Source organism: Aureibacillus halotolerans (genome assembly GCF_004363045.1).
Lineage (GTDB): Bacteria > Bacillota > Bacilli > Bacillales > DSM-28697 > Aureibacillus > Aureibacillus halotolerans.
Genome location: NZ_SNYJ01000002.1, coordinates 24087 through 45991 on the forward strand (window position 1 = coordinate 24087; position 21905 = coordinate 45991).

Below are 21905 nucleotides of genomic sequence, written 5' to 3' on the forward strand. Positions count from 1 at the left end.
AATGCAAAAAACCCTTCTTTCAAATGCGCAAGTGTTTTTACTGCTCTCAATGCTGGTGATAGCGACAATGGTGTTGCTTGGACCAACTACGGCAGGTGAACAAGCCAGCGCTGATATGTGGCTATCTCCAGTGTATTGTTTGCCAGTAGGATTTCTTGTCGGGAGCATCGCCTTGGGTCTCCATGGGATGTATCCTAAGCATACACCTGCGCAATATATGAGAAAAATTCTTGGTCCTTATGCAGGGTCATTTCTCATCGTATGTTATCTTCTTTTTTACATTCATTTCTCCGTGTTGGTGCTTCAGGAATTTACGATATTCTCAAGCAATGTCTTTCTAGTGAAGACACCAAATTATGTCATTATGGCTTTGATTTTGTTTACATCTGCTTATGCAGTTGCTAAGGGCATCGAAACCGTTGCACGCGTGACAATGCTTATTATACCGGTGTATTTGATCTTTTTCATACTCGGTAACATCTTTCTAATCCCTGACTTGGATATGGGCAATTTTTTCCCTGTACTTCCTGAGGGTCTAATGCCTTCGTTTAAAGGAAGTATCCCTTTGAGTGCTTGGTTTATGGAAGGTTTTTCAGTCGCATTTCTCCTTCCCTATATAAAGGAGCGCAAGGGGGTTTGGCGTAGCATGCTGGTCTCTTTTTCTGTGATGACTCTTGTTATTCTTTTTGTAAACCTCATTGTCGTCCTTCTCTTTGGATCGGTTTCGGCAAATTTTCCTTTCCCGCTGATGAGTGCATTTCGTTACGTGAGTGTAGGCAATTTCCTTGAGCACATGGAATCCATAGTCGTGGTGCTTTGGACGCTTGGCGTGTTTATTAAGCTGTCTATATTATTGTTTATTACGGTGAACCTGATGGCAGATCTTTTTCAAGTGAAACATGAGCCTGTTATCGTTTGGCCAATCGCTCTTTTCGTATTGAGTGTCGCCAATTGGGCCTTCCCAACTCTACCGATGGTAAGCGATTTTTATCGACTAGCTGTCGTATATTATTTCGGGATTATGCTGGTGCTCGTTCCATTGCTTCTTTATGGAATTGGGCGTGTAAGGAAGGTGCTAAAATGAAACGATCAAGCAACTTGTTGCTCATAGTTGGTTTACTCCTCCTTACAGGGTGTTGGGACAGCAAGGAATTGACACAGCTTGCCATTATTCAGGGGACTGGTATCGATGTGTCAGATGAAGGGGATATGCCCGTTAAAGTAACTCTTGGCGTTTTGAACCCCACTGGTCAAGGAATGAGCTCATCGCAAGCTAGCCCCGGATTTAAAATGAACCTCGTCCAAGGGCGAGGACGATCTATCGCAACGGCCATTGCGCATGCGAGATTAAGTGCGGGGAAAAATTTTTATTGGGGAAACAACGATTCGCTTATTTTTTCAGAGGAAGTAGCGAAAGAGGGCATTCTTGGACATATCGATTATTTCGGCAGGTTCCCTGAGGCAGTACTGCGACAGCATATTTTTACAACCTCTGGAAATGCGGAGGACTTTTTAAAGCTTTCAACGCAGACAGGAAAGCAAATCCCTAAACTGTTGAGAAATTATACGAGCTTAGGATTCAGCATTCGAACCAATTTGCTTGAACTTATAGGAATGGTTAATGATGCAGGGCATATTGCGATTGTTCCAAGAATCGGAATTCGTTCATTGGGTGAAGGCGATCCAGCGTTAGCATTAACAGGAATTTCTGTTTTAAAGAAAGGAAAGCTGCAAGCGACCATACCGCCAAAGCTTAGAGACGAACTTCTTTGGATGAGAGGAGAATTGAAGGAGACGGTCATCACCGTCCCCGTTCTTGATCAAAAAGCAACCTTCTCATTAATCATTACGGAAACACAAACAAAGCTCACACCAATTATAAAAAATGGGCGATTCATCATAAACGTACATGTGACAAATTGGGGAGAATACAACCAGAATGAGACGGATATGAAACCACTGGACATTCAGGACAATGAAAAAATGGAACAGCAAGCAAAATTGTATATCGGAAAACGGCTAAACGACATGATTCAGTATGCCCAGCAAGAGATTGGTCTTGATGTGTTTGGGTATGGTGAAAAATTTAATAATCGCTATCCGAAAGTCATGAAGCAGCTTGATCAAAAAGATGAGTGGGATACGGTGTTTAAGAACATTGAAATTCAAGTGAAGCAGGATTTGATCATTGAGCGGACAGGTCTGATTACAGAAATTTATCATCCGACGGAGGAAAAATAAATGCCATTGGGGTTCATTTTATTCATTTGGTTGATACAAATTGCTGTCGTTTATATTCCTGTTTTTGCAGTGATGAGAAAACAAAAACCGAGGCTAACGAACAGAAGCAGGGGGATGGTGGTAGGCTTATTGCTTATAACGACGCTACTTGGGGCAGTGACAATTGTCTGGCCAGAATTGCCAGGTCCAACGGATTTTATCAGCTGGGCGTTTCGAGGGTGGACATAGGCGGAAGAGGTATGATGAAAAGAAGTGATAGGCAATATATAATCATCGGCATAATCAGTTTTGGGATATTGTTGAATAGCCATTTAAGCGGTCATGCATTCAACTGTAAATTGAGTGCATGATCGCTTTTTTTGCGCCCCTCATTGAGAGTCACTCTTTAAGGCGTTTGTTCTAATTTGATTTAGTTGCTGTACATCAGGCATTGGTAAAGCCTTTTTTGTTACCTGATAGGTTTGTTTAAGTGCCAAAAGCCTGCGAACACTCTCATCAAGTCGTTCTTCTGTGACTTCTCCCTTTTTCACGGCTTGGAGAAGCTGCTTATATGACTCTTCAGCCGTGCTTTCGCCATGACAAATGAGGAGTAGGTCAGAACCTGCTTTAAATGCTAACAGAGCGGCATCTTTTGTAGAATAGTTGTCTTGAATGGCTCCCATGGTAAGGTCGTCAGTGACAATAACTCCTTCATACCCCATCTCATCCCGTAAAAGCTCTTGAATGGTAGCATAGGACAACGAGGACGGATACGTTTCATCAATTGCTGGAACAAGCAAGTGGGCAACCATGAGTGCAGGCAATTTTGCTTGGATCGCTTTCTTGAAAGGTATCAGTTCCAAGTTGGATAGCTGCTCCATCGATTTCTGAACGACAGGCAACTGCAGGTGAGAATCGACGGACGTATCTCCGTGACCAGGAAAATGCTTGCCAACAGAAATGACGTCAGCACTTTCGAGACCTTCAGCGAATGCCAATGCGTGTTCCGCTGCTTTCGTTGGGTTAGATTGAAATGAACGATCCCCGATTACAGGATTAGTAGGGTTGCTGTTCACATCTAAGATTGGAGCGAAATCTAAATCAATGCCCAATTGGAGGAGTGTTTGGCCAGTGGCTTCGCCGATAGCAGTGGTTTTCGATAAAGGGCTATTGCCAAGCTCAGCTGCCGAAGGAAAATCAATAATTTCATCAGGCAATCGACTGACTGGTCCTCCTTCTTCATCAGTGCCAATCACTAGGGGAACAGGGGAGGTACTGTTTTCCTTAAGGGCATTCGTTAATTGCGCAAGTTGGGGAACTGACGTTACGTTTCTTGAGAATAAGATGACGCCTCCAGCAGGAAACGATTTGAGCTGCTTCTCCATGGCGACATTGTAAGCAGTCCCATCGATACCGATCATAAAGACTTGGCCAACTTTTTCTTCGAGAGTCATCTCAGCCAATTGTTTTTCTATTTCAGATTGAAAAAAAGCAGGAGAGGGCATCGCGCGGTTCTCGGACGATGGCGAGGATATCAAAGGAGCGTTTTGCGCAGAACGAGTTGGGTTGTCGTTTCCACAGGCTGCAATCAGCAGGAGAAGTATACAGCAGAGGGAAAAGAGCGCTCCGTTTACGGAGCGCTTCATGTGTATGGTCATTATGCCCAATTTCCATCCTTAAAGATTGGAACGATGGTGCCGTCTTCTTTCTTCCCATCAATTTGAAGTTGAGCGGAGCCCATCATAAAATCGACATGAGTAAGACTAGTGTTTGCTCCGTTGGCTTTTAGCTCATCCTTCGTCATTTTGGTTCCACCCTCGATTGTAAAGGGATATGCTGTGCCTAGAGCAAGATGACAAGATGCATTCTCATCAAACAATGTATTGTAAAAGACAATATTTGATTGTGAAATAGGGGATTGATGAGGCACTAAAGCAACTTCACCGAGGTGACGCGCACCTTCATCTGTCTCTAAAAGCTCTTGTAATGTATCTAATCCATGTTCTGCCTTCACGTCGATCACTTTGCCGTTTTCAAATGTAAAGGAGAAGTTTTCAATAAGAGTGCCACCATAATGTAATGGTTTTGTGCTTGAAACAGTCCCGTTGACACCATCTCGCTTAGGCATTGTAAACACTTCTTCTGTCGGCATGTTTGGCATAAAAGCATGCCCTTTTTCATTCGTCGATGCTGCAGATAACCAACGGTGTCCCTTTGGAAGCTCTAACGTTAAGTCTGTGCCAGGGCCTTTATACAACAGAGCTTCAAACCGATGTTCATTTAAGAAGGCAGCCTTCTCCTGCAATTTCTCATTATGAGTAGCCCAAGCAGCTACAGGGTCGCTTTCATTAAGACGGTTCACTTGAAAAATTTGCTCCCATAGCTTGTCAATCGCTTCTGCTTCACCCATACCAGGGAAAACCTTTTCGGCCCACTCAGGTGTTGGTGCCGCCACAATAGACCAGCTGACAACATCGTTCATGCGGTAGTCAGTATATTTTTGCAGTGCAGTAGAGGATGCTTTGCGTGCACGTGCCACTTTTTTAGAATCGATCCCTTTAAGAAGCTCAGGATTTGGTGCGGCGATATTCATAAATGCTGCACCTTCCTCAGCCAATTGCTCGTAGGAACGCGCCTTCCAAACAGGAAATTCATCAAGTGCTTCATCTGGCGCATATTGAAGCCTCGTTAACACTAAGCCGTCGTCACTCCAGTCAACGTGCACATGCTTCGCCCCTGCAAGATAGGCTTGTTTAACAATTTCCCTCACAAATGGAATGACCTGCGTACTAGCATTCACAACTAACGTTTGCCCTTGTTGTATGTTGATCCCCGTTTTAACTGCTAGCTCCGCGTACTGAGTTAGTTTTTCTTGAGATATTGACATTGTATTTCTCCTTTCAAATCGCCTCTTACTCTTTATGTAAAGGCTCCTTATCCGTATAATATCACACTATCGAAAAAACTTGGCTTTCAATGTCCCTAGTTGAGCCCCCGCTTTCGTTTTACATGTACAACTAACAAAGGAGGTGAATTCGAATGGCACAAGCAGTATTAAAAGAGTCACAGCTGGAGCTGGTCATCGATGACGGCATTGATGAAAAAGGCGAAACGGTTTTTTCATCAAAGCGCTATAACTCAGTAAACCCTGAAGTTAGCGACGATGTCCTCTTTCAGGCAGGGCAATATCTGAGCTCCCTCACGTCTGAAGAGATCGTGTCTATCCAGCGGAACAATGATCTAGATTTGCTTCCAGACGCATAAAAAACACAATCTGGCAGAAAGGAGGGGTATCATGAGCAAGCAGCTCGAACTGAAATTTACGAACACAAGTGGCACGACGAATACGATCAGCATTGAAGAGCCTGTTGAGCCTGTTGATGCAGCAGCCATTCATGAGGCGATGACGTATTTCGTAACAAATGATGTATTTCACACATCAGGTGGTTCGTTTGTGGCGATAAAAGAAGCAAGAATTGTTGAACGAACTGTTGAAGAGATCGAACTTCCTTAAATGAATTTTCTGAGGGCATGCGCCGATTCAATTGGTGCATACCCTCAGACTGATGAGAAACGCTCGCTTTCGTTGTTGCTTTGTCTTGTCCGGTGCTCATTGCCCTTATGGCAACTCCGCGCCTGCCAAGCCTTCGCGCCTCGAAAGACAAACGTTTTCATTCAGCCTGAGGTTGTTTGATGAGAAACGCTCGCTTCCGTCGTTGCTTCGCCTTGTTCGGTGCTCATTGCCGGGTTGCAAATTAGAAACACCATTAATCATTTTCTTGATAAAGATATGTAGTATGCTCCCCGTCGGCAAAATAAATATCGAGAGATACCATGCTTGCTTGCCGAATTAAAAACACATTCATAATTTGATGGAGAGCTTCATCCTTCTCCATGGTATGTGTGATTCCGGTTGTGATAAATAGTGGCAAAAGCTGGTCGACAGCATCCTCGCCTATGAGCTTCGTATCCTTTCGTTGATCGTGAATTATCGCTTCATTTTTGTGCATATGATCATACATCACGCTGTATTTCTTGCCATTTTCAAACACAGCAGTTAGGTAAAAAGCAGTAAACGGTGAAGCACTTTGCTCTGAAAGATTTGGTTCTTTATTTACGGCATCATCGTTTTCAATGGAAGAAAAGGATATCTCTGAAGGAGTGGGTGAATCAATATCCTGTTCTTTAACCCCACAGGAAAGCAACAATAAAAGACAAACGCACCACTGAAAACGGAGAGATTTCATTCAGTGCACACCTACTTTTCTTATTACTCTTTCCAAAGAAACCACATTTTATGAGCAAAGGGACAGCGGGATCTTTTTCAATCCAAGAAACGTTTGCTATTTGTTCAGTTAACTCCCCAAACAGCTAGGGGAAGAGTCACACTAAAAGAGAAAAATCCCTCGCATAGCTCAGATAAGCGAGCATTGACCTATGCGCAACATGAAAGAGGGGTCAGCAAAATGAAATGCGATGACAATTCGCTATGGTGAGATTTTGTTAACAGAACTATTTTTTGCGTTAGAAATTATAGATCGGTATACCATTCTGTATTTTCTTTTGTAAATAAATTAAGAAAGCGCTTTGATATGTAGATATCAATAGAATAATATGTTATTTATTTGTAATTATGTAATTTAATTCACTTGGTTTTTTGTGTTTATATACCATTACGCCTTGTTGCTTCGGGAATCGAAAGTTTTGAAAACGTTTTATAAATTGACAATATAAATGGTTTTAGATAAAATAATAATTAGATATGAAAGCGTTTTCAAAAAATGCGATATACGAGGAGGATTTCATCATGAAGACGTTCCGTGTTGTCATGTGTTTGATTTCTTTAGTACTCCTATTAGCAGGTTGTGGTACTGCTTCCAGCCAGGCAGGTGAAAAGGAGCATATCACACTTTGGTACTGGAACAGGGGGCTAGACGATAGCCTCGTGGAACAGATTGAAACGCAGTTTCCGAATGTCGAGCTGGAAGCACAAAAGATTGGTGGGGATTTTCGAATCAAGCTACAGACAACGCTCGTTGGGAATTCAGGTGGGCCTGATATTGTAATGCTGAACGATTGGATAGCGCAATATTTACCATACAATGAACATTTCGCTAATTTGTATGATTATGGGGCAGAATCCATCCAAGATGACTACTTGGATTGGAAATGGAATCTAGCAGAAGTTAATGATGGCGAAAAGCTTATCGCCTTGCCAGTAGATACAGGACCAACGGCTCTCTTTTATCGAAAGGACTTATTTGAACAGGCGGGGCTGCCGACAGAACCCGAAGAGGTGGCGTCACAGTTACAAACCTGGGATCAGTATATTGAAGCAGGTAAAAAACTTAAGGAATCAACAGGCGTCTATATGGTGGATAGCATTCTATCAATCTACAGAATGGCGATTGCTCAAAGCCCAAAGAAGTTTTTTTCTGAAGACGATGAATATATTGGAGACCAAGACCATATGAAACAAATTTGGGATACGGCTGTTAAGGCAGCGGAGACCGGGATTGCACCAGGAATTCAGGATGGAACAACCGATTGGAATGCGGCTTATAACAATAGTCAAATTGCAACAGTTCCAAATGCAGTATGGGGCAAAAAGATTCTCGAGGATGCTGCTCCTAACACGAGTGGTCAATGGAGAGTTGCAGAAGCGCCCGGCGGAGCCGGAAACAGAGGGGGTTCATTTTTAAGTGTACTGGAGAGTTCAGAGCATAAGCAGACATCCTATGACATTATTGCATGGCTTATGTCACCTGAAAACCAAATAACCGCTTACCAAAACTACAATTTGTTTCCCTCTGCTATAGATGCGTTGGAAAGCAGTGAATTGTCTTCAGAGGAAGAATTTTATGGTGGGCAAAACACTACGAAAACCTTTGTTGATGTAGCTAAGGATGTACCAGAAACGTATTTTGGTGAATTTCACTCAATGGTGAACGGCATTTTTGAGGCTGAGCTTCGCTTGGTGGAAACACGTGGAAAAGACCCAGAACAGGCATGGAACGACATCCAAGTCCAAGTCAAACGCGAATTATCAAGACGTTAGGAGGGAGCAGACATAATGAAAAACGATACGGCAAGTGCGCCAAAGCAACTCGTTACCAATGAGGTATCAAAGTCTTCAAAGCTTTGGAAGGAAATCAGGAAAAACAAGATTCTCTACTTGTTCATTTCCCCTTTTTACATCCTTTTTCTTGCATTTGGGGTATTTCCCATACTGTATTCCATCTTTCTCTCATTTCAGTCGTGGAACGGCCTTGGTGACATTAAGTTCGTAGGGCTCGCTCAATTTCAATACATGCTTACTGAGCCTGTGTTTTGGACAGCTTTAGGGAACACATTCGCCATCTGGTTTATTTCCAGTGTGCCAATGCTGTTGTTCGCCATGATCATTGCTGTGATGCTTAACGTTCCGCTACTGAGATTTCGCGGAGTTTACCGCACGCTGTTTTTTGTGACAAATGTAACGTCAATCGTGGCCGTAGCAATTATCTTCCAGTCCATTTTTAATAATGAATACGGTCTATTGAATTATTTTATTTCATTGTTTGGTGTGGATCCAGTCGCATGGATCAATAACAGTACGCTTGTGAAATTTGTTTTAGGTTCGATGGTAGTTTGGAGGTTTACAGGCTACAATGCGATTATTTATCTCGCTGGACTGCAAAGTGTACCACAAGCCATGTATGAAGCTGCAAAGATTGATGGTGCGTCTCCCATTCAGACATTTTTCAAAATCACCATTCCTATTATGAAACCAGTGATCCTGTTCACGATTATCATGACCACCATTGGTTCAATGCAATTGTTTACAGAACCACAGATACTGTTAGGTGATGATGGAGGTATTGGAAGCAGTGGTCTTACTCTATCCCTTTATATGTACAATGAAGCTTTTTTACAAAGTCAGTTTGGATATGCTGCAGCCGTTTCATGGGCATTGTTTATTCTAATAGGTGGATTTTCATTGATTAACTGGAAATTCGTTAACCGGTTATAGAAAGGGGAAATTACAATGAGCTCTCTGCAATCAAAAATACTGCTTCATACAGGATTACTGATTGGTGTTTTTCTTTCTGTATTTCCGTTCTATTGGTTGGCGGTAATGTCGACCAGTAGTTCGAGTGAGATTCTTGCCTTTCCACCGAATTTATTTTTTGGCGACCAACTCATCATTAATGTGCAAAATGTCTTTGCAAGCATTAATTTCTTCCAAGCAACCGGGAATACGATATTCGTTGCTGTCATTACGACGGTAGGTACGCTGTTCTTTTGCTCTTTGGCTGGCTTTACATTTGCTAAATTTCAGTTTCCCGGAAAAACGTTTTTGTTTGTATCATTGCTTGCCACAATGATGATTCCATCCCAATTGAGTTTTGTTCCACAATTTCTTATCATGGCTTCAATTGGCTGGGTCAATACGTTTCAGGCACTTATCGTTCCTGGACTTGCAGGTGCGTTTGGGATCTTTTGGATCAAGCAGTATTGTGAGGAATCGGTGCCTGATGAACTAATGGATGCGGGGCGTTTAGATGGTTGTGGGCAGTTTCGTTTGTATTACCATGTGGCCTTGCCAATTCTCCGTCCTGCCATGGCTTTCCTTGGTATCTTCACATTTGTTGGCATTTGGAACGACTATCTCTGGCCACTTGTTGTATTAAATGACTCTAGTAAATTTACACTGCAAGTCATGCTCGCACAGTTAAATGGGATCTACAACACAGACTACGGCATGGTAATGGCAGGTACGCTATTAGCCACAATTCCACTCATCGCTCTTTTCGCTATCTTCAGCCGTCAGTTCATCTCAGGAATTGCTGATGGAGCGATTAAAGGATAATAAAACATTAAACAATCCGCAGACGTAATTAAAACGCTTGTATTATCTAGGAGTTAAAGCTTGAAAGGCGCGGAGTTGCCACATGGGCAATGAGCACCGCACAAGGCAAAACAACGAAGAAAGCGAGCGTTTCTCGAAAAACCCAAGGCGCAATGAAAACGTTTGTCTTTCGAGGCGCGAAGGCTTGGGAGGCGCGGAGTTGCCATAAGGGCAATGAGAACTGGACAAGGCAAAGCAACGAAGAAAGCGAGCGTTTCTCATAAGCCGTAGGCGCAATGAAAGCGTTTGTCTGTCGAGGCGCGAAGGCTTGGGAGGCGCGGAGTTGCCATAAGGGCAATGAGCACCGCACAAGGCAAAGCAACGAAGAAAGCGAGCGTTTCTCATAAGCCGTAGGCGCAATGAAAACGTTTGTCTGTCGAGGCGCGAAGGCTTGGGAGGCGCGGAGTTGCCACATGGGCAATGAGCACCGCACAAGGCAAAGCAACGAAGAAAGCGAGCGTTTCTCATAAGCCGAAAAACAGGATGCCGGTCGTGGCATCCTGTTTGTTGTGAAGCCGAGGGTTCGTCGCAGGTAAGGAAAATCAGCACGCTGTCTTTCACAGACACCCCCAGGATCGGCATTGCCGAATGGTCGTTAACACACGATGCGCATTCTCAGTGGGTAACAAACGCTTTTGAATTGTCCTTCACAGACACCCCTTTTCATGAGAGGATAAAGCATACGCTTTGCCTTCAATGTTGGGTCTGCTACGATTCGTTCCTCGCTTCCCCTATACTATGTGCATTTGGTGAAGTTTCTATACGTCAAATGGATGCGTAGTATCTACATTTGGAAGAGAATACCCAAGGGTAGTTAGTCAAATGATGAATAGTTTAGCTTTTCTATGGTAGGATGAGTAAAAGAAATGTAAGCAGAAAGGGACATACGATGGAGCCACTTTTAGCAATTCAATCATTAACCGGCGGGTATACGAACGCAAATGTATTAAAGAACATTTCATTTCAAGTGCAACGAGGTGAGATGGTCGCACTTATTGGATTAAACGGTGCAGGGAAGAGTACAACAATTAAACATATTATCGGGCTTATGGAAGCGAAAAAAGGAAATGTGTTAATTGCAGGAGATTCCTTTGCGCAAGCTCCTGAGGCGTATCGTAGTCATTTTACATACATCCCTGAAACCCCACAGCTTTATGATGAACTTACGTTGCAGGAACATTTAGATTTAACAGCCATGGCCTATAATCTTGAAAAAGCTGATGTTGAAAAAAGGCTCCCTCCGTTACTTGAAGAGTTTCGAATGGAGAAGCGCTTAGGTTGGTTTCCTAATCATTTTTCAAAGGGCATGAAACAAAAAGTAATGATTATGTGTGCGTTGCTTGTAGAACCAAACCTTTACATTGTTGACGAGCCATTTTTAGGCTTAGACCCTATCGGCATTCAATCCTTTCTAACGTTAATGGAAGAACGCAAGAATGCAGGGGCAGGTATCCTTATGTCGACACATATATTATCTACAGCCGAACGTTATTGTGATCGTTTTGTCATCCTTCATGATGGTGAGATTAAAGCTTTCGGTACATTAGATGAGTTGCGAAAGCAGCTGGAGCTGCCTGTGGCCACATTAGATGATATATATTTGCAGCTGACAAAGGATGCTGTTTCATGAATGACATTCAAACTCTTTGGAAAAGAAGGATTCGCGACACAGCAAAAGAACTGGCACGCTATGGAAAATATATCTTTAATGATCATTTTAAATTTGCTTTGTTGTTCGGAATAGGCGCAGCAGCTTATTATTATCAGCAATGGCTACAAACCATCCCAGCTGAATTTCCGGCTGTTTTCCTAATGGCAGTCATCGTGGCGCTTGCGCTTTCTTATAGTCCGGTGTACACATTCTTGAAGCAAGCAGACATTGTTTTTTTACTCCCATTAGAGACAAAGATGGGTCCCTATTTCTTTAAAAGTGGGGTTGTAAGCTTTGGACTTCAACTTTATGTGCTCGTCCTCATTTTTGCTGCGTGTGCCCCATTATATTTAGCAAACGGTGGCACAGGATCTATTCTGCTGGTGGCTATAGGTGCTGCCATTATTACGAAGATATGGAATCTCGCTTCAGAATGGGAGCTTTCTTATTATTTGGATGTGCGTATACGGATTGCTGAAAAGCTTGTGAGGTTCTCCTTAAATGTTGTGTTTATGTTTTTTATCTGTCAAGGGCAATGGCTTTTTGCAAGTATCATTGCTGTATTGATGGGCCTATTATACATGTACATGCGTAGCAGTCGACGCTACCGATCCTTAAAATGGGATTTGCTGATTCACAAAGAGCAGAAACGCATGACAATGTTTTATCGAATTGCCAATATGTTCACGGATGTTCCATCCATTCAAGATACGGCCAAACGACGCAAATATTTGGATTGGCTGATTGCAAAAATTCCTTTTCAACAGCAAGCAAGCTATCGGTTTTTGTTTTGGCGAACATTCCTGAGAACAGGAGATTATTTGGGGATTTATATGCGTTTGGTTTTGTTAGGAGCTGCTCTCGCATGGTGGGTCCCTTATTGGCCAGCTAAGTGCGTGACTGTTGTCCTTTTTATTTACTTTATTGGATTTCAGTTGAGTACACTGACACGCCATCATAGAGATAAAATATGGCTGCATTTATACCCCATCAATGAGCGTCAAAAAAACGTTGCTGTACTGTCACTCATTCGGCAGCTATTGTTCATTGCTGCTGTGTTTCTCCCTATCCCATTGTATTTCCAAGCGCCTTGGTGGCAAGGTGTGTTATCACTGGTTGTTGGTGTGGTATTTACGTCCCTCTACGTCAGCGTTTTTCTGAAAAAACGGATTGCAAAGGCGGCAGAGCTATAATTAGCTTAGCTGTGTCAAAAGGGTGAAGGGAAGGGATAAACGTGTCGATTGATAAAAGCTACGAAAAAGAGGTATACATTGACCTGAAGCAATGGGAGCTTGCCATGTTGCAAAAATCGACACGCTTTCAACGTGTCGCAAAGCTGACACAGACAAGGTTTAATGCGATTGTTCCTGAGAAAGTGCATCAGGCACTAACAGAGGCCGTTAAAGGCATTGTCGAGACATGCCTAGTTGGATCGAAGTGGACAACTAAGCCTAAAGAAACGGACGACTGGTCGTTACAAGAGAAAGATAAAAAGGCAGTCGACATCTTGCAATCCTATAAGCGAACAGCGGCCGTCGAAGGGGCAGGCACTGGTGCTGGAGGAATCTTCCTTGGCATGGCAGATTTCCCATTGTTGTTAGGAATAAAAATGAAATTTTTACATGAGCTTGCCTCTTGGTACGGGTTTGATACGCGACGTTACGATGAACGATTGTACATCTTACATCTTTTTGAGCTTCAGTTCTCAAGTGACACGAGGAGGAAGGAGCTTTATCCAATTGTGAAGAATTGGGATGATCACAAGGAACAGATAGCAGATACGGATTGGCAGGTGTTTCAACAGGAATATCGTGATTACATTGATTTAGTTAAGCTATTGCAATTAATGCCAGGAATTGGTGCCGTTGTTGGAGCTTACGCAAACTACAATCTTCTTGAGGACCTCGGGAAAACAGCGATAAACGGCTATCGTCTCCGAACAATGCATGCCAAAACCCCTTGAACAGTTCAAGGGGTTTTTTAAAAATCTGGACATGGCAAAACATATAAGCGACCAAAGTGTTCAATCGGGCGAATTGAAAGCGTTTGTCTTTCGAGGCGCGGTCAGGTAATAAACACCGGAGAGGGCAAAGCAACGAAGAAAGCGAGCGTTTCTCAAGAGCCTGACCCCTTAAATCGTATTTGGTTTGGGTCTCCCTTTCTCCCGTTGCTCCTGCTCCGGATGAATAAATAATGTGCAGCAGATTCCCACAAATGACATACCAGCAAGCGTAAAAAACAAGCTCTTTTGTGAGATCTCCATGAGAATAGCAGCTAAAGGTGGTGCAGCGGCGACCCCTATAAAACGAATAGACGAATAAACGGCGGTAATAATACCACGCTGTTCCTTCTCAATGCCTTCCGTAATGAGTGCATCTAGGCAAGGAAGTGCAGCGCCAATACCGATACCACTGATAAATAAAGCAGTCAGTAGTATATATAAACCTTGGACAAACGCAAGCACACTGACACCTGCTGTGAGGAGCAGAAGACCTACAAAGGTAACCCATTTCATGAGTGGTTTCGACTCTTTGATGTGTCGTCCTGCAAAATAAGACGCTGCACATAGCGCCATTAATGGAATGGCAAGAACAAAGCCTTTCTGGACACCAGCGATTTGATAGCGTTCTTCAAGAATGGTGGAAAGATAAAAAAGGACGCCAAAAATCACAAAAATACAGAGACCACCGATAAAGAAAACGGCTGTCAGCCATCGTCCTTCTCGTTTGAAAATGGCTTTTATGCTTTTAATATACTCTTTTAAAGGTGGCGGTGATTCGTTTGAAGGGGGGACCTTCACGAAAACCATCATGGCTATAATTGAGATGAGACAAAAAACAGGAAAAGCCCAGAAAGGGAAAAACCAAAAAACGGTAGCCAAAGCTGCGCCAAGTATCGGACTTAGCACTTTGCCAAACGTGTTCGATGTTTCTACAGTACCAAGACCACTTGAAACCTCTTCTTCGCTGTCAAACATATCACCTACGAGTGGTAGCACAATCGGCGCAGCTCCAGCTGCACCCACCCCTTGAAAAAAGCGACCTACTAAAATAATTGGAAAGGCAGCATCATGGAGCTTCCATGCGGCATAGCCAGAAATAATACCGCCAATACCAGCAATAATTAAGCTAGGAATGATGATTTTTTTTCTTCCCCATCGATCTGACATATAGCCTGCAACCGGTATGAGAAGAATCGCAACAATCGAATAGACCGTCAGAATGAGGCTTGATTGGAATGCTGTAATCCCAAGAGCCTTTTCCATAGTAGGAAGCACAGGAATTAACATTGAATTACCTAATGTCATGACAAGTGGAATTGAAGCAACTGCTGCTAAAGCCAACCCTTTTTTTGATTTCAAAGTAACGCCCTCATTCTTGTAAGTTGGCTTTAGTTTAAGCTGTCGCTTTATTTTTATACCAGGGCAGAGATGGCTTATTTTACTGCATGGGTTGAAAGGTAATCTAGAGCGGCACCAGTCAATGTTTTTGCAGCAATTAACAGCGCTTTTTCATTGAAATCAAAGCGAGGATGATGGTGAGGAAAGGGCTCATCAACGTTATCCGGTTGAGCTCCTGTAAAAAAGAATGCGCCTTCAACATGCTCTAAATAATAAGCAAAATCCTCAGCAGGCATCACTGGCACCATTTGTTCGGTGTGTGTCACTTCTGGCACCTTTTCAGCAGCCTTTTTAACGTATGTAGTGGCCACATCGTGGTTCACAACAGCAGGATAACTGCGTAGATAAGTGAGGTCAATATGCACGTTTGCGCTCCTCGCTACACCATCACAAATTCTTTTTGTCGCCTCTTCAACGGCATTACGTACAGTGGGTTGAAAGGTACGCACAGTTCCACTCATCGTTACACGGTCCGCAATGACATTGAAAGGGTTACGTGCCTCAAATGAACCGATTGATAAGACGGCTGCTTCTAGTGGATCGATGTTACGACTAACGACCGTTTGTAGCTGAAGAACAAGCTGAGAAGCTGCGACAATAGCATCTTTTGCATGGTGAGGCTGAGCTCCGTGGCCTCCTTTTCCCTGCACAACGATATCAAGTTTGTCGGCAGCGGCCATCATTGGCCCGGAGACATATTGGACGGTTCCAGTCGGTGTCAATGACCAAAGGTGAGTGCCAAAAATCATATCGACACCTTCGAGGCACCCATCGTCAATCATACTCTGTGCACCACCAGGATGAAGCTCTTCAGCATGTTGATGAATGAGGACAATCGTACCTTGAAGTTGAGCCTTATGAAGCCAAAAGCTTTCTGCGACGTGCAGCAATGTCGACGTATGACCATCGTGTCCACATGCATGGCACACACCATCAGTCACGGATGAATAGGGGGCCTTCTTTTCATCTTGAATAGGCAGGGCATCGAAATCTGCCCGTAAGGCGACTGTTTTCCCAGGAAGCTCACCTTTAATTGTGGCGACAATGCCATTCCCACCGACATTAGCTCGATAAGGGATCCCCAATGTTTCATACCATTGAGCAATGAATGCTGCCGTTTTTGTTTCGTGAAAGGAAAGTTCCGGATGCATGTGAAGATGTCTGCGCACTTTCACCATTGATGGAAGCTTGTTATCCAACGTTTGATATAATGCCGTTTTCATCTGAAAACCTCCTGTAGGATATTGTAGCATATCGTTTTTTGGCAAAGAAATCACGACCGCTTCGTCAAAATACTTCGCTTGCACCCTAAAGGGTATAAGGTCAACATCGATTCGCGAGTACCTCATCGTGTTTTCTTTTCACCCTACGGGTACAAGTGCAACATCGACTCGAGAAGACCTCGTCGTGTTTTCTTTGCCGCCGGGCACGGCTTCAGCTTCCTCGGAGTCTTGCTTTCCTGCGGGATCTTCAGCTCGCGCTGTTCCACCCTACGGGTACAAGTGCAACATCGACTCGAGAAGACCTCGTCGTGTTTTCTTTGCCGCCGGGCACGGCTTCAGCTTCCTCGGAGTCTTGCTTTCCTGCGGGATCTTCAGCTCGCGCTGTTCCACCCTAAAGGGTACAAGTGCAACATCGACTCAAAAAGACTTCGTCGTGTTTTCTTTGCCGCAGGAGTCTACGTATTTTAACTACGCTGATGTATATTTCTGCGTACATTGCTTTTTTTTCTTGGTCTCGAATAATGGAGAAAATGGAAAAGTGAGAGCTGATACCGCTTTTTTTTATAAAGAGATCTACGTTTAAGAACAACAAATTCGGGAATCCCTCTATACGAGTCAAAGCTATAAAAGGAGTGCATATTCATGGCAAAGGTTGCTGTTGTATTGACGAATGAATTTGAGGACAGTGAGTATACTGAACCGAAAAAAAGCTTTCAAGAAGCAGGTCACAAGCTTACCGTGATTAGTTCAGAAGCTGGTGAAACGCTAAAAGGTAAACAAGGGGAGTCCACTGAAACGTCAGGTCTTGGCATTGCAGACGCACGTTCTTCAGATTATGATGCGTTGTTAATCCCAGGTGGATTTTCTCCAGATATCCTGAGGAGCGATGACCGATTTGTCAGTTTCGTCAAGGACTTTATGTTTGCGGACAAGCCAGTGTTTGCGATTTGCCATGGGCCACAGTTGTTAATTACGGCTGAATCTCTTCAAGGCCGACGAGTCACAGGGTTTAAGTCTATTCAAATAGACCTTAAATATGCGGGAGCTACAGTGTATGACAAAGAAGTAGTGGTTTGTGGCGACCTCGTAACAAGCCGCCAGCCTGATGACATCCCTGCATTCAACAAAGCATCACTAGAAAAACTAACCTGAAGATTTGCATATGAATAAGCAGGAGATTGAACGCTTTTCATTGCGACTTTCCTTTTCTCTAGATGTTCATTGTTCGACTTCTTTACTCTTAAGCGACGGGACACTCACCTTTCGCTTTTTTGGTTTGCCATCTGACCTCGTCGTTAGATGGATTGTTTTTCCATGTTATTTTCTACTCTCAGACAAGGATTTTTTATTGAGAAAGAGAAGTAATCTAATGGCGATTATTAAATAAAGAGGTGTAGCAGAAGTTGAACATGCCTATAAAAATACCTAGAGAAGACAAGCGGATATTAATTGAGCAGCTTCGAGAAGAAATGACGAAGGAGGGGCAGGAGGATCCTGGTCCATTCGTTGTCGAACATTTGTTTGATTTTGTTGTGAAACAAACAGCTCCTTATATTTACAATATGGCGGTCCAAGACGCACGCATGGTGACAGAAGAAAAGTGCGATAGCCTCATTGAGGATCTGTACTCGCTTGAAAGACCATTGCTCCGACGTGAAGAGGAATGAAAAAATAAGTGTAGATAGCGATTCACCGCATAACGAGCAAGCAGCTCCCTGCAATACCTATTGGTGTTGAGAAGGGGGCGATTTTTTGTGTAACGCATGAATATAAACGCGACAAACACTGACTAATGAATGAATAAGGCTCCTGAGTTTTGTTTGACAAGGACTCGAAAAATGAAACTTTTTGTCTGTTTTAAACGTATATGATGTTCGAGGTAAGTTTATAAGAAAGACAACTTTCGTAGTGCTGAAATCACCTTTTAGTAGCTAAGCGGATTTTTACGCTCTAAATAACTAGTGCCCCATCAGGTAACGTAGATCTTATTTTATTCAGGATAAGTTATGGTTCTTGTTTTCGCACAAGATGCCTTTACCAAACGACATTCGTGTAAAAGGCACCAGGTGACCTACCTTGAAACATTGCACTTCCTTGCCTGATTTGGTTGCCACACGGCTTTTACCCTCTATACGAGACCGAGCCACAATAAACAATGTGCGCAGAAACAAACATCAGCGTAGTCAACATACGTAGACTCTAGTGGGATCAGCGCGAGCTGAAGATCCCCTCGGAAAGCAAGATTCCCAGGAAGCTGAAGCCGTGCCCCACAGATAGCGAAGTATGTGGACGGAGCGATCCATAACCATAAAGACCTCGTCATGTTTTCTTTACTGCTGGAGTCTCACTAGTGACCGCTTTTGGTGATTGTAAAGAACGAATGAAATGAGATAGACCTAGTTGGTTCAATTTCGACCATAACCAACGAAGGTAAACGAAGGTAGTGGAAAGGGCACTAGTGGTAAACGATAAGGTATTTTCGAATCGATGTTGACCTTTCGCCAATAAATTTCAGGTTTACCCAGTTATATCTAAGCGTGTCTGCCGAATGTAAGGTGCGAAAGATCAATTTATAACAAAAGACTCCGCATCGAATCAATCGAATGGGAGCCTCTTGTTTTATTCTTTTGGAAGATGATAGGTTTTTGTAAATGGCGCTTCAAACAAGCCGCCAGGTCCCTTTGCCATAAGGCTTTCATCTACAAGGGGAACACTATTGTATTGATAGCTTGTTTCTTTGTCCCAGATACTTACGACACAATACATATCTCCAGACTTAGGCTTGAGCAGCCGAATGCCTAGTAAGCCATTTCCTGTTTTTTGACCAAGATTTTTATGTCGTTGTTCAAAAATTGGTTGAGCATCCTCTGAAATTGGCAAATAACGCATTACGGCAAATTCGCCATGTAGTGTTCCTCCAGAGGCAAGTACCTCATATTTGCTCGCTTGAGAAAGTGAGTCTACTGGCGAAGAGCCTTCAACGATGAGCACAGCGGACGATCCAGACAAATATAGCTCTGAGTGATCAACTTCGTGGTGCTCCTGCCATTTTTTTAAAAATCCGTACGTTCCTTTTGAAATGGTCAACATGTGATATTCCTCCGTTTCAATCTAGCGTGACCCTCTTATTACATTACCCTGATTCAAGAAAAATTCTGCGTGTTGAGTCGAAATTCCTTTGTAGACGTTTCATATCAATTGAGAGAGCCTTCAGAAATGTTGCAATCTCTGTTGATTTTTTTGTCATTTCATGGTTTATTCGAGAGTGATCGTTTAAGGAGGTGTATTTTTTGCTGAAAAAACTTAGTACGGTCGTTGTCGCCATGATCTTTTTTATCTTTCTGGCCGTAAGTGGGTATTTATCAATAATATATGCTGGAGATTATGTCCTAGATGAAGAATTACTTGTTTTTGATGCTGCAAGTACGCTCGTGGATGAACGTGGGAATGAGTTAACCTCTCTCTATGTTGAAAATCGTGACCCAGTGACTGAGGATCAAATTCCTGACCATGTAAAGCAAGCTTTTATAGCGGTAGAAGACAGTCGCTTTTTAACACATCATGGCTTGGATATACGTGCAATTGGTCGTGCGTTGTATCGAGACTTGATGGCAGGGGCAATGGTAGAAGGTGGGAGCACAATCACGCAACAATTAGCGAAAAATGTCTTTTTAACGAATGATAAGACATGGCTTCGTAAATCAAAAGAGGCCGTTATTGCCATAAATTTAGAAAATCATTATACAAAGGATCAAATTTTAGAAATGTATTTAAATCGGATTTATTTTGGTCATGGGGCTTATGGTATTGGTGCAGCCGCAAAGACTTATTACAATAAGCCGGTTTCGCAATTAACCCTAGAGGAGGGGGCGATGTTGGCAGCCATACCAAAGGCTCCCTCTCATTATTCACCAATAGATGATAAAGAGGCTGCCTTAAACAGGCGGAATCTAATTCTTTCTCTAATGGCGGATCAAGGATTTATTTCTCATGAGGAGGCTGTTCGAAAAAAAGGTACGACACTTCATGCATCCCTGCACGAAATTGGTGAGCAGCCTGCGTTGTATACGTATATTGATCTTGTCATGAAGGATGCAGAAAAGCGTTATCAGCTAAGTCGAGAAGAAATTCTTACAGGAGGGTATACGATCAAGGTCCCCATCCAAATTGATTTGCAGAAAAAAGTATATCAAGCGTTCGAAGAAGGTGCTTTTTTTCCAGACCTACAAGGTGAAAAGAGTCAAGGTGCGTTCATTTTGCTTGATAATCAAACAGGCAAAGTGATTGCTGCTCAAGGTGGTCGTGGCTACGAGCCTGGTTCCTTTAATCGGCTGTATGCCAAACGTCAGCCCGGCTCAGTGATTAAACCACTTGCTGTGTATGGGCCAGCGCTTGATGCAGGCTACACACCTTATTCCGTGCTACAGGATCAGAAACAATCGTATGGCGCGTATTCACCGTCAAATTATAATGGCACCTACCAAGGGAAGGTATCAATGTACGACGCCTTACAGGAGTCTTTGAATGCGCCGGCCGTGTGGTTATTAGATCAGATTGGTCTTAATACGGGAAAACAACCTCTACTAGAGGCAGGGGCGCAGGTCAAAAATGATGGGCTCGCACTCGGTTTAGGCGGGACAGTAGAAGGAATGTCACCGATGCTTGTAGCGACGATGTTTAGGTCGTTTGCCAACGAAGGGGTGACGGCGACTCCAGTTGCCATTACTTCCATTCATACGCGTGACGGCGAATTGCTCGAACCGCGAAAGCAGAACGAACAAAAGAGACTATTCACACCTCAAACGGCATGGTATATGACACGAATGCTGGAAGGGGTTGTCAATGAAGGAACTGGCTCCGCCGGAGAGTATTCGGGAGCCCTTGCAGGAAAAACAGGGACGACACAATATGAAGCCATAGAAGGCGGAAATCGTGATATTTGGTTTGCAGGTTATACGCCAGAAATGACGGGTGTTGTCTGGATGGGGTATGATCGAACAACGGAAAAGTCTTATATTCAAGGGGGTAGTGATCTCGCGACTAAGTTAATGAAGTCTATCCTGCCTGAGGAGGAAGCTCTTGCCGCATTTACTAAACCACAGCAGGTAAAAGAACTGGCAAAGCCTGTAGACCTTCAACCTATCAATGATTTAACGATGCATAATGATTTTCATATTTTTGATTGGAACCGAAAAAGGCTAAGCTGGACGCCTCAGAGCGATAAACGCGTTGTCTATCGTATCTATGAGAAAACAAATGACTATCTTCAGCTGATAGGGCAAGTGACTGGTCAAGGATCGTATTCTATTTCAAGCGTCTCCGCTTTTTTTGAGGGCAGCTTTTATGTCGTGCCTTACAACCCACTGACTGAATTGGAAGGGACACCTTCGAATATTGTGCACATGTCCTGAGCCCATTATGGCGGTTGCTAAACGTTCTAATGGATGGCAGGAATTGTTCACTACCCCTAGACTGGCGAGCAAGCGAAATTGCAACGCATCTTGACATATTAGGAGGCAC

20 protein-coding genes are annotated in these 21905 nt (G+C 43.3%); 14 read left to right on the forward strand and 6 right to left on the reverse strand.

What is annotated here, in order from left to right; translation table 11 throughout:
* The first annotated feature begins 1 nt into the window (after position 1).
* From EV213_RS02370 to EV213_RS02380, 3 genes are read left to right on the forward strand one after another with little or no spacing between them, the layout of a single operon-like run.
* Positions 2-1084 carry a GerAB/ArcD/ProY family transporter gene (locus tag EV213_RS02370; protein WP_166639131.1) on the forward strand — a complete coding sequence of 361 codons (1083 nt, stop codon included), beginning with the start codon at positions 2-4 and terminating at the stop codon, positions 1082-1084.
* A complete protein-coding gene (locus EV213_RS02375; RefSeq protein ID WP_133578893.1) occupies positions 1081-2241 on the forward strand; it encodes a Ger(x)C family spore germination protein in 1161 nt (386 codons plus the stop codon). The genes EV213_RS02370 and EV213_RS02375 overlap by 4 nt, the downstream gene beginning before the upstream one ends.
* Complete coding sequence (locus tag EV213_RS02380; RefSeq protein WP_133578894.1) at positions 2242-2469, forward strand: hypothetical protein; 228 nt, start codon at positions 2242-2244, stop codon at positions 2467-2469.
* A gap of 140 nt (positions 2470-2609) precedes the next feature.
* Here the strand turns inward: EV213_RS02380 and nagZ are convergent, their stop codons facing one another.
* Both nagZ and EV213_RS02390 read right to left on the reverse strand, forming a co-directional pair.
* Entirely contained in the window at positions 2610-3878 is a 1269-nt protein-coding gene (nagZ, locus tag EV213_RS02385) for a beta-N-acetylhexosaminidase (protein WP_133578895.1), read from the reverse strand.
* Positions 3878-5107 carry an aminopeptidase gene (locus tag EV213_RS02390; protein WP_133578896.1) on the reverse strand — a complete coding sequence of 410 codons (1230 nt, stop codon included), beginning with the start codon at positions 5105-5107 and terminating at the stop codon, positions 3878-3880. Before EV213_RS02390 ends, nagZ begins: the two co-directional genes overlap by 1 nt.
* A gap of 152 nt (positions 5108-5259) precedes the next feature.
* On the opposite strand from EV213_RS02390, the gene EV213_RS02395 reads away from it, so the two are divergent.
* Together EV213_RS02395 and EV213_RS02400 are read left to right on the forward strand one after the other, a co-directional pair.
* On the forward strand, positions 5260-5484 hold the full coding sequence (locus EV213_RS02395) for a DUF1659 domain-containing protein (protein WP_133578897.1): 225 nt from the start codon (positions 5260-5262) through the stop codon (positions 5482-5484).
* Between the two features lie 31 nt (positions 5485-5515).
* On the forward strand, positions 5516-5734 hold the full coding sequence (locus EV213_RS02400; protein WP_133578898.1) for a DUF2922 domain-containing protein: 219 nt from the start codon (positions 5516-5518) through the stop codon (positions 5732-5734).
* Positions 5735-5987: 253 nt separating this feature from the next.
* Here EV213_RS02400 and EV213_RS02405 read toward each other — a convergent pair whose 3' ends face one another.
* Complete coding sequence (locus EV213_RS02405) at positions 5988-6467, reverse strand: YusW family protein (protein ID WP_133578899.1); 480 nt, start codon at positions 6465-6467, stop codon at positions 5988-5990.
* Positions 6468-7027: 560 nt separating this feature from the next.
* Between EV213_RS02405 and EV213_RS02410 the strand changes: the two genes are divergently transcribed.
* The 6 genes from EV213_RS02410 to EV213_RS02435 all read left to right on the forward strand — a co-directional run bounded on the left by EV213_RS02410 (position 7028) and on the right by EV213_RS02435 (position 13725).
* Positions 7028-8278 carry an ABC transporter substrate-binding protein gene (locus tag EV213_RS02410; protein WP_133578900.1) on the forward strand — a complete coding sequence of 417 codons (1251 nt, stop codon included), beginning with the start codon at positions 7028-7030 and terminating at the stop codon, positions 8276-8278.
* 15 nt (positions 8279-8293) lie between these two features.
* Positions 8294-9232, forward strand: coding sequence for a carbohydrate ABC transporter permease (locus EV213_RS02415; RefSeq protein WP_133578901.1), 939 nt, complete (start codon positions 8294-8296; stop codon positions 9230-9232).
* Positions 9233-9247: 15 nt separating this feature from the next.
* The gene (locus tag EV213_RS02420; protein WP_133578902.1) at positions 9248-10072 is read left to right on the forward strand and encodes a carbohydrate ABC transporter permease; all 825 of its coding nucleotides are present in this window, start codon (positions 9248-9250) and stop codon (positions 10070-10072) included.
* A 928-nt stretch (positions 10073-11000) separates the two neighbouring features.
* Positions 11001-11741 carry an ABC transporter ATP-binding protein gene (locus EV213_RS02425; RefSeq protein ID WP_133578903.1) on the forward strand — a complete coding sequence of 247 codons (741 nt, stop codon included), beginning with the start codon at positions 11001-11003 and terminating at the stop codon, positions 11739-11741.
* The gene (locus EV213_RS02430) at positions 11738-12955 is read left to right on the forward strand and encodes an ABC transporter permease (protein ID WP_133578904.1); all 1218 of its coding nucleotides are present in this window, start codon (positions 11738-11740) and stop codon (positions 12953-12955) included. The genes EV213_RS02425 and EV213_RS02430 overlap by 4 nt, the downstream gene beginning before the upstream one ends.
* A gap of 41 nt (positions 12956-12996) precedes the next feature.
* Entirely contained in the window at positions 12997-13725 is a 729-nt protein-coding gene (locus tag EV213_RS02435) for an EcsC family protein (protein WP_279512743.1), read from the forward strand.
* A 168-nt stretch (positions 13726-13893) separates the two neighbouring features.
* Here the strand turns inward: EV213_RS02435 and EV213_RS02440 are convergent, their stop codons facing one another.
* Both EV213_RS02440 and EV213_RS02445 read right to left on the reverse strand, forming a co-directional pair.
* Positions 13894-15180 carry an MFS transporter gene (locus tag EV213_RS02440; RefSeq protein ID WP_341770321.1) on the reverse strand — a complete coding sequence of 429 codons (1287 nt, stop codon included), beginning with the start codon at positions 15178-15180 and terminating at the stop codon, positions 13894-13896.
* 17 nt (positions 15181-15197) lie between these two features.
* Complete coding sequence (locus EV213_RS02445; RefSeq protein WP_133578905.1) at positions 15198-16385, reverse strand: amidohydrolase; 1188 nt, start codon at positions 16383-16385, stop codon at positions 15198-15200.
* Between the two features lie 642 nt (positions 16386-17027).
* On the opposite strand from EV213_RS02445, the gene EV213_RS02450 reads away from it, so the two are divergent.
* Together EV213_RS02450 and EV213_RS02455 are read left to right on the forward strand one after the other, a co-directional pair.
* Positions 17028-17537 (forward strand): type 1 glutamine amidotransferase domain-containing protein, encoded by a 510-nt coding sequence (locus tag EV213_RS02450; RefSeq protein ID WP_133578906.1) that lies wholly within the window; start codon positions 17028-17030, stop codon positions 17535-17537.
* A gap of 257 nt (positions 17538-17794) precedes the next feature.
* On the forward strand, positions 17795-18052 hold the full coding sequence (locus EV213_RS02455; protein ID WP_133578907.1) for a DUF2164 family protein: 258 nt from the start codon (positions 17795-17797) through the stop codon (positions 18050-18052).
* Positions 18053-19004: 952 nt separating this feature from the next.
* Here the strand turns inward: EV213_RS02455 and EV213_RS02460 are convergent.
* Positions 19005-19475, reverse strand: a complete 471-nt coding sequence (locus EV213_RS02460; RefSeq protein WP_133578908.1) for an antibiotic biosynthesis monooxygenase family protein — start codon at positions 19473-19475, stop codon at positions 19005-19007.
* A gap of 233 nt (positions 19476-19708) precedes the next feature.
* Between EV213_RS02460 and EV213_RS02465 the strand changes: the two genes are divergently transcribed.
* On the forward strand, positions 19709-21796 hold the full coding sequence (locus EV213_RS02465; RefSeq protein ID WP_133579280.1) for a transglycosylase domain-containing protein: 2088 nt from the start codon (positions 19709-19711) through the stop codon (positions 21794-21796).
* Positions 21797-21905: the final 109 nt, after the last annotated feature.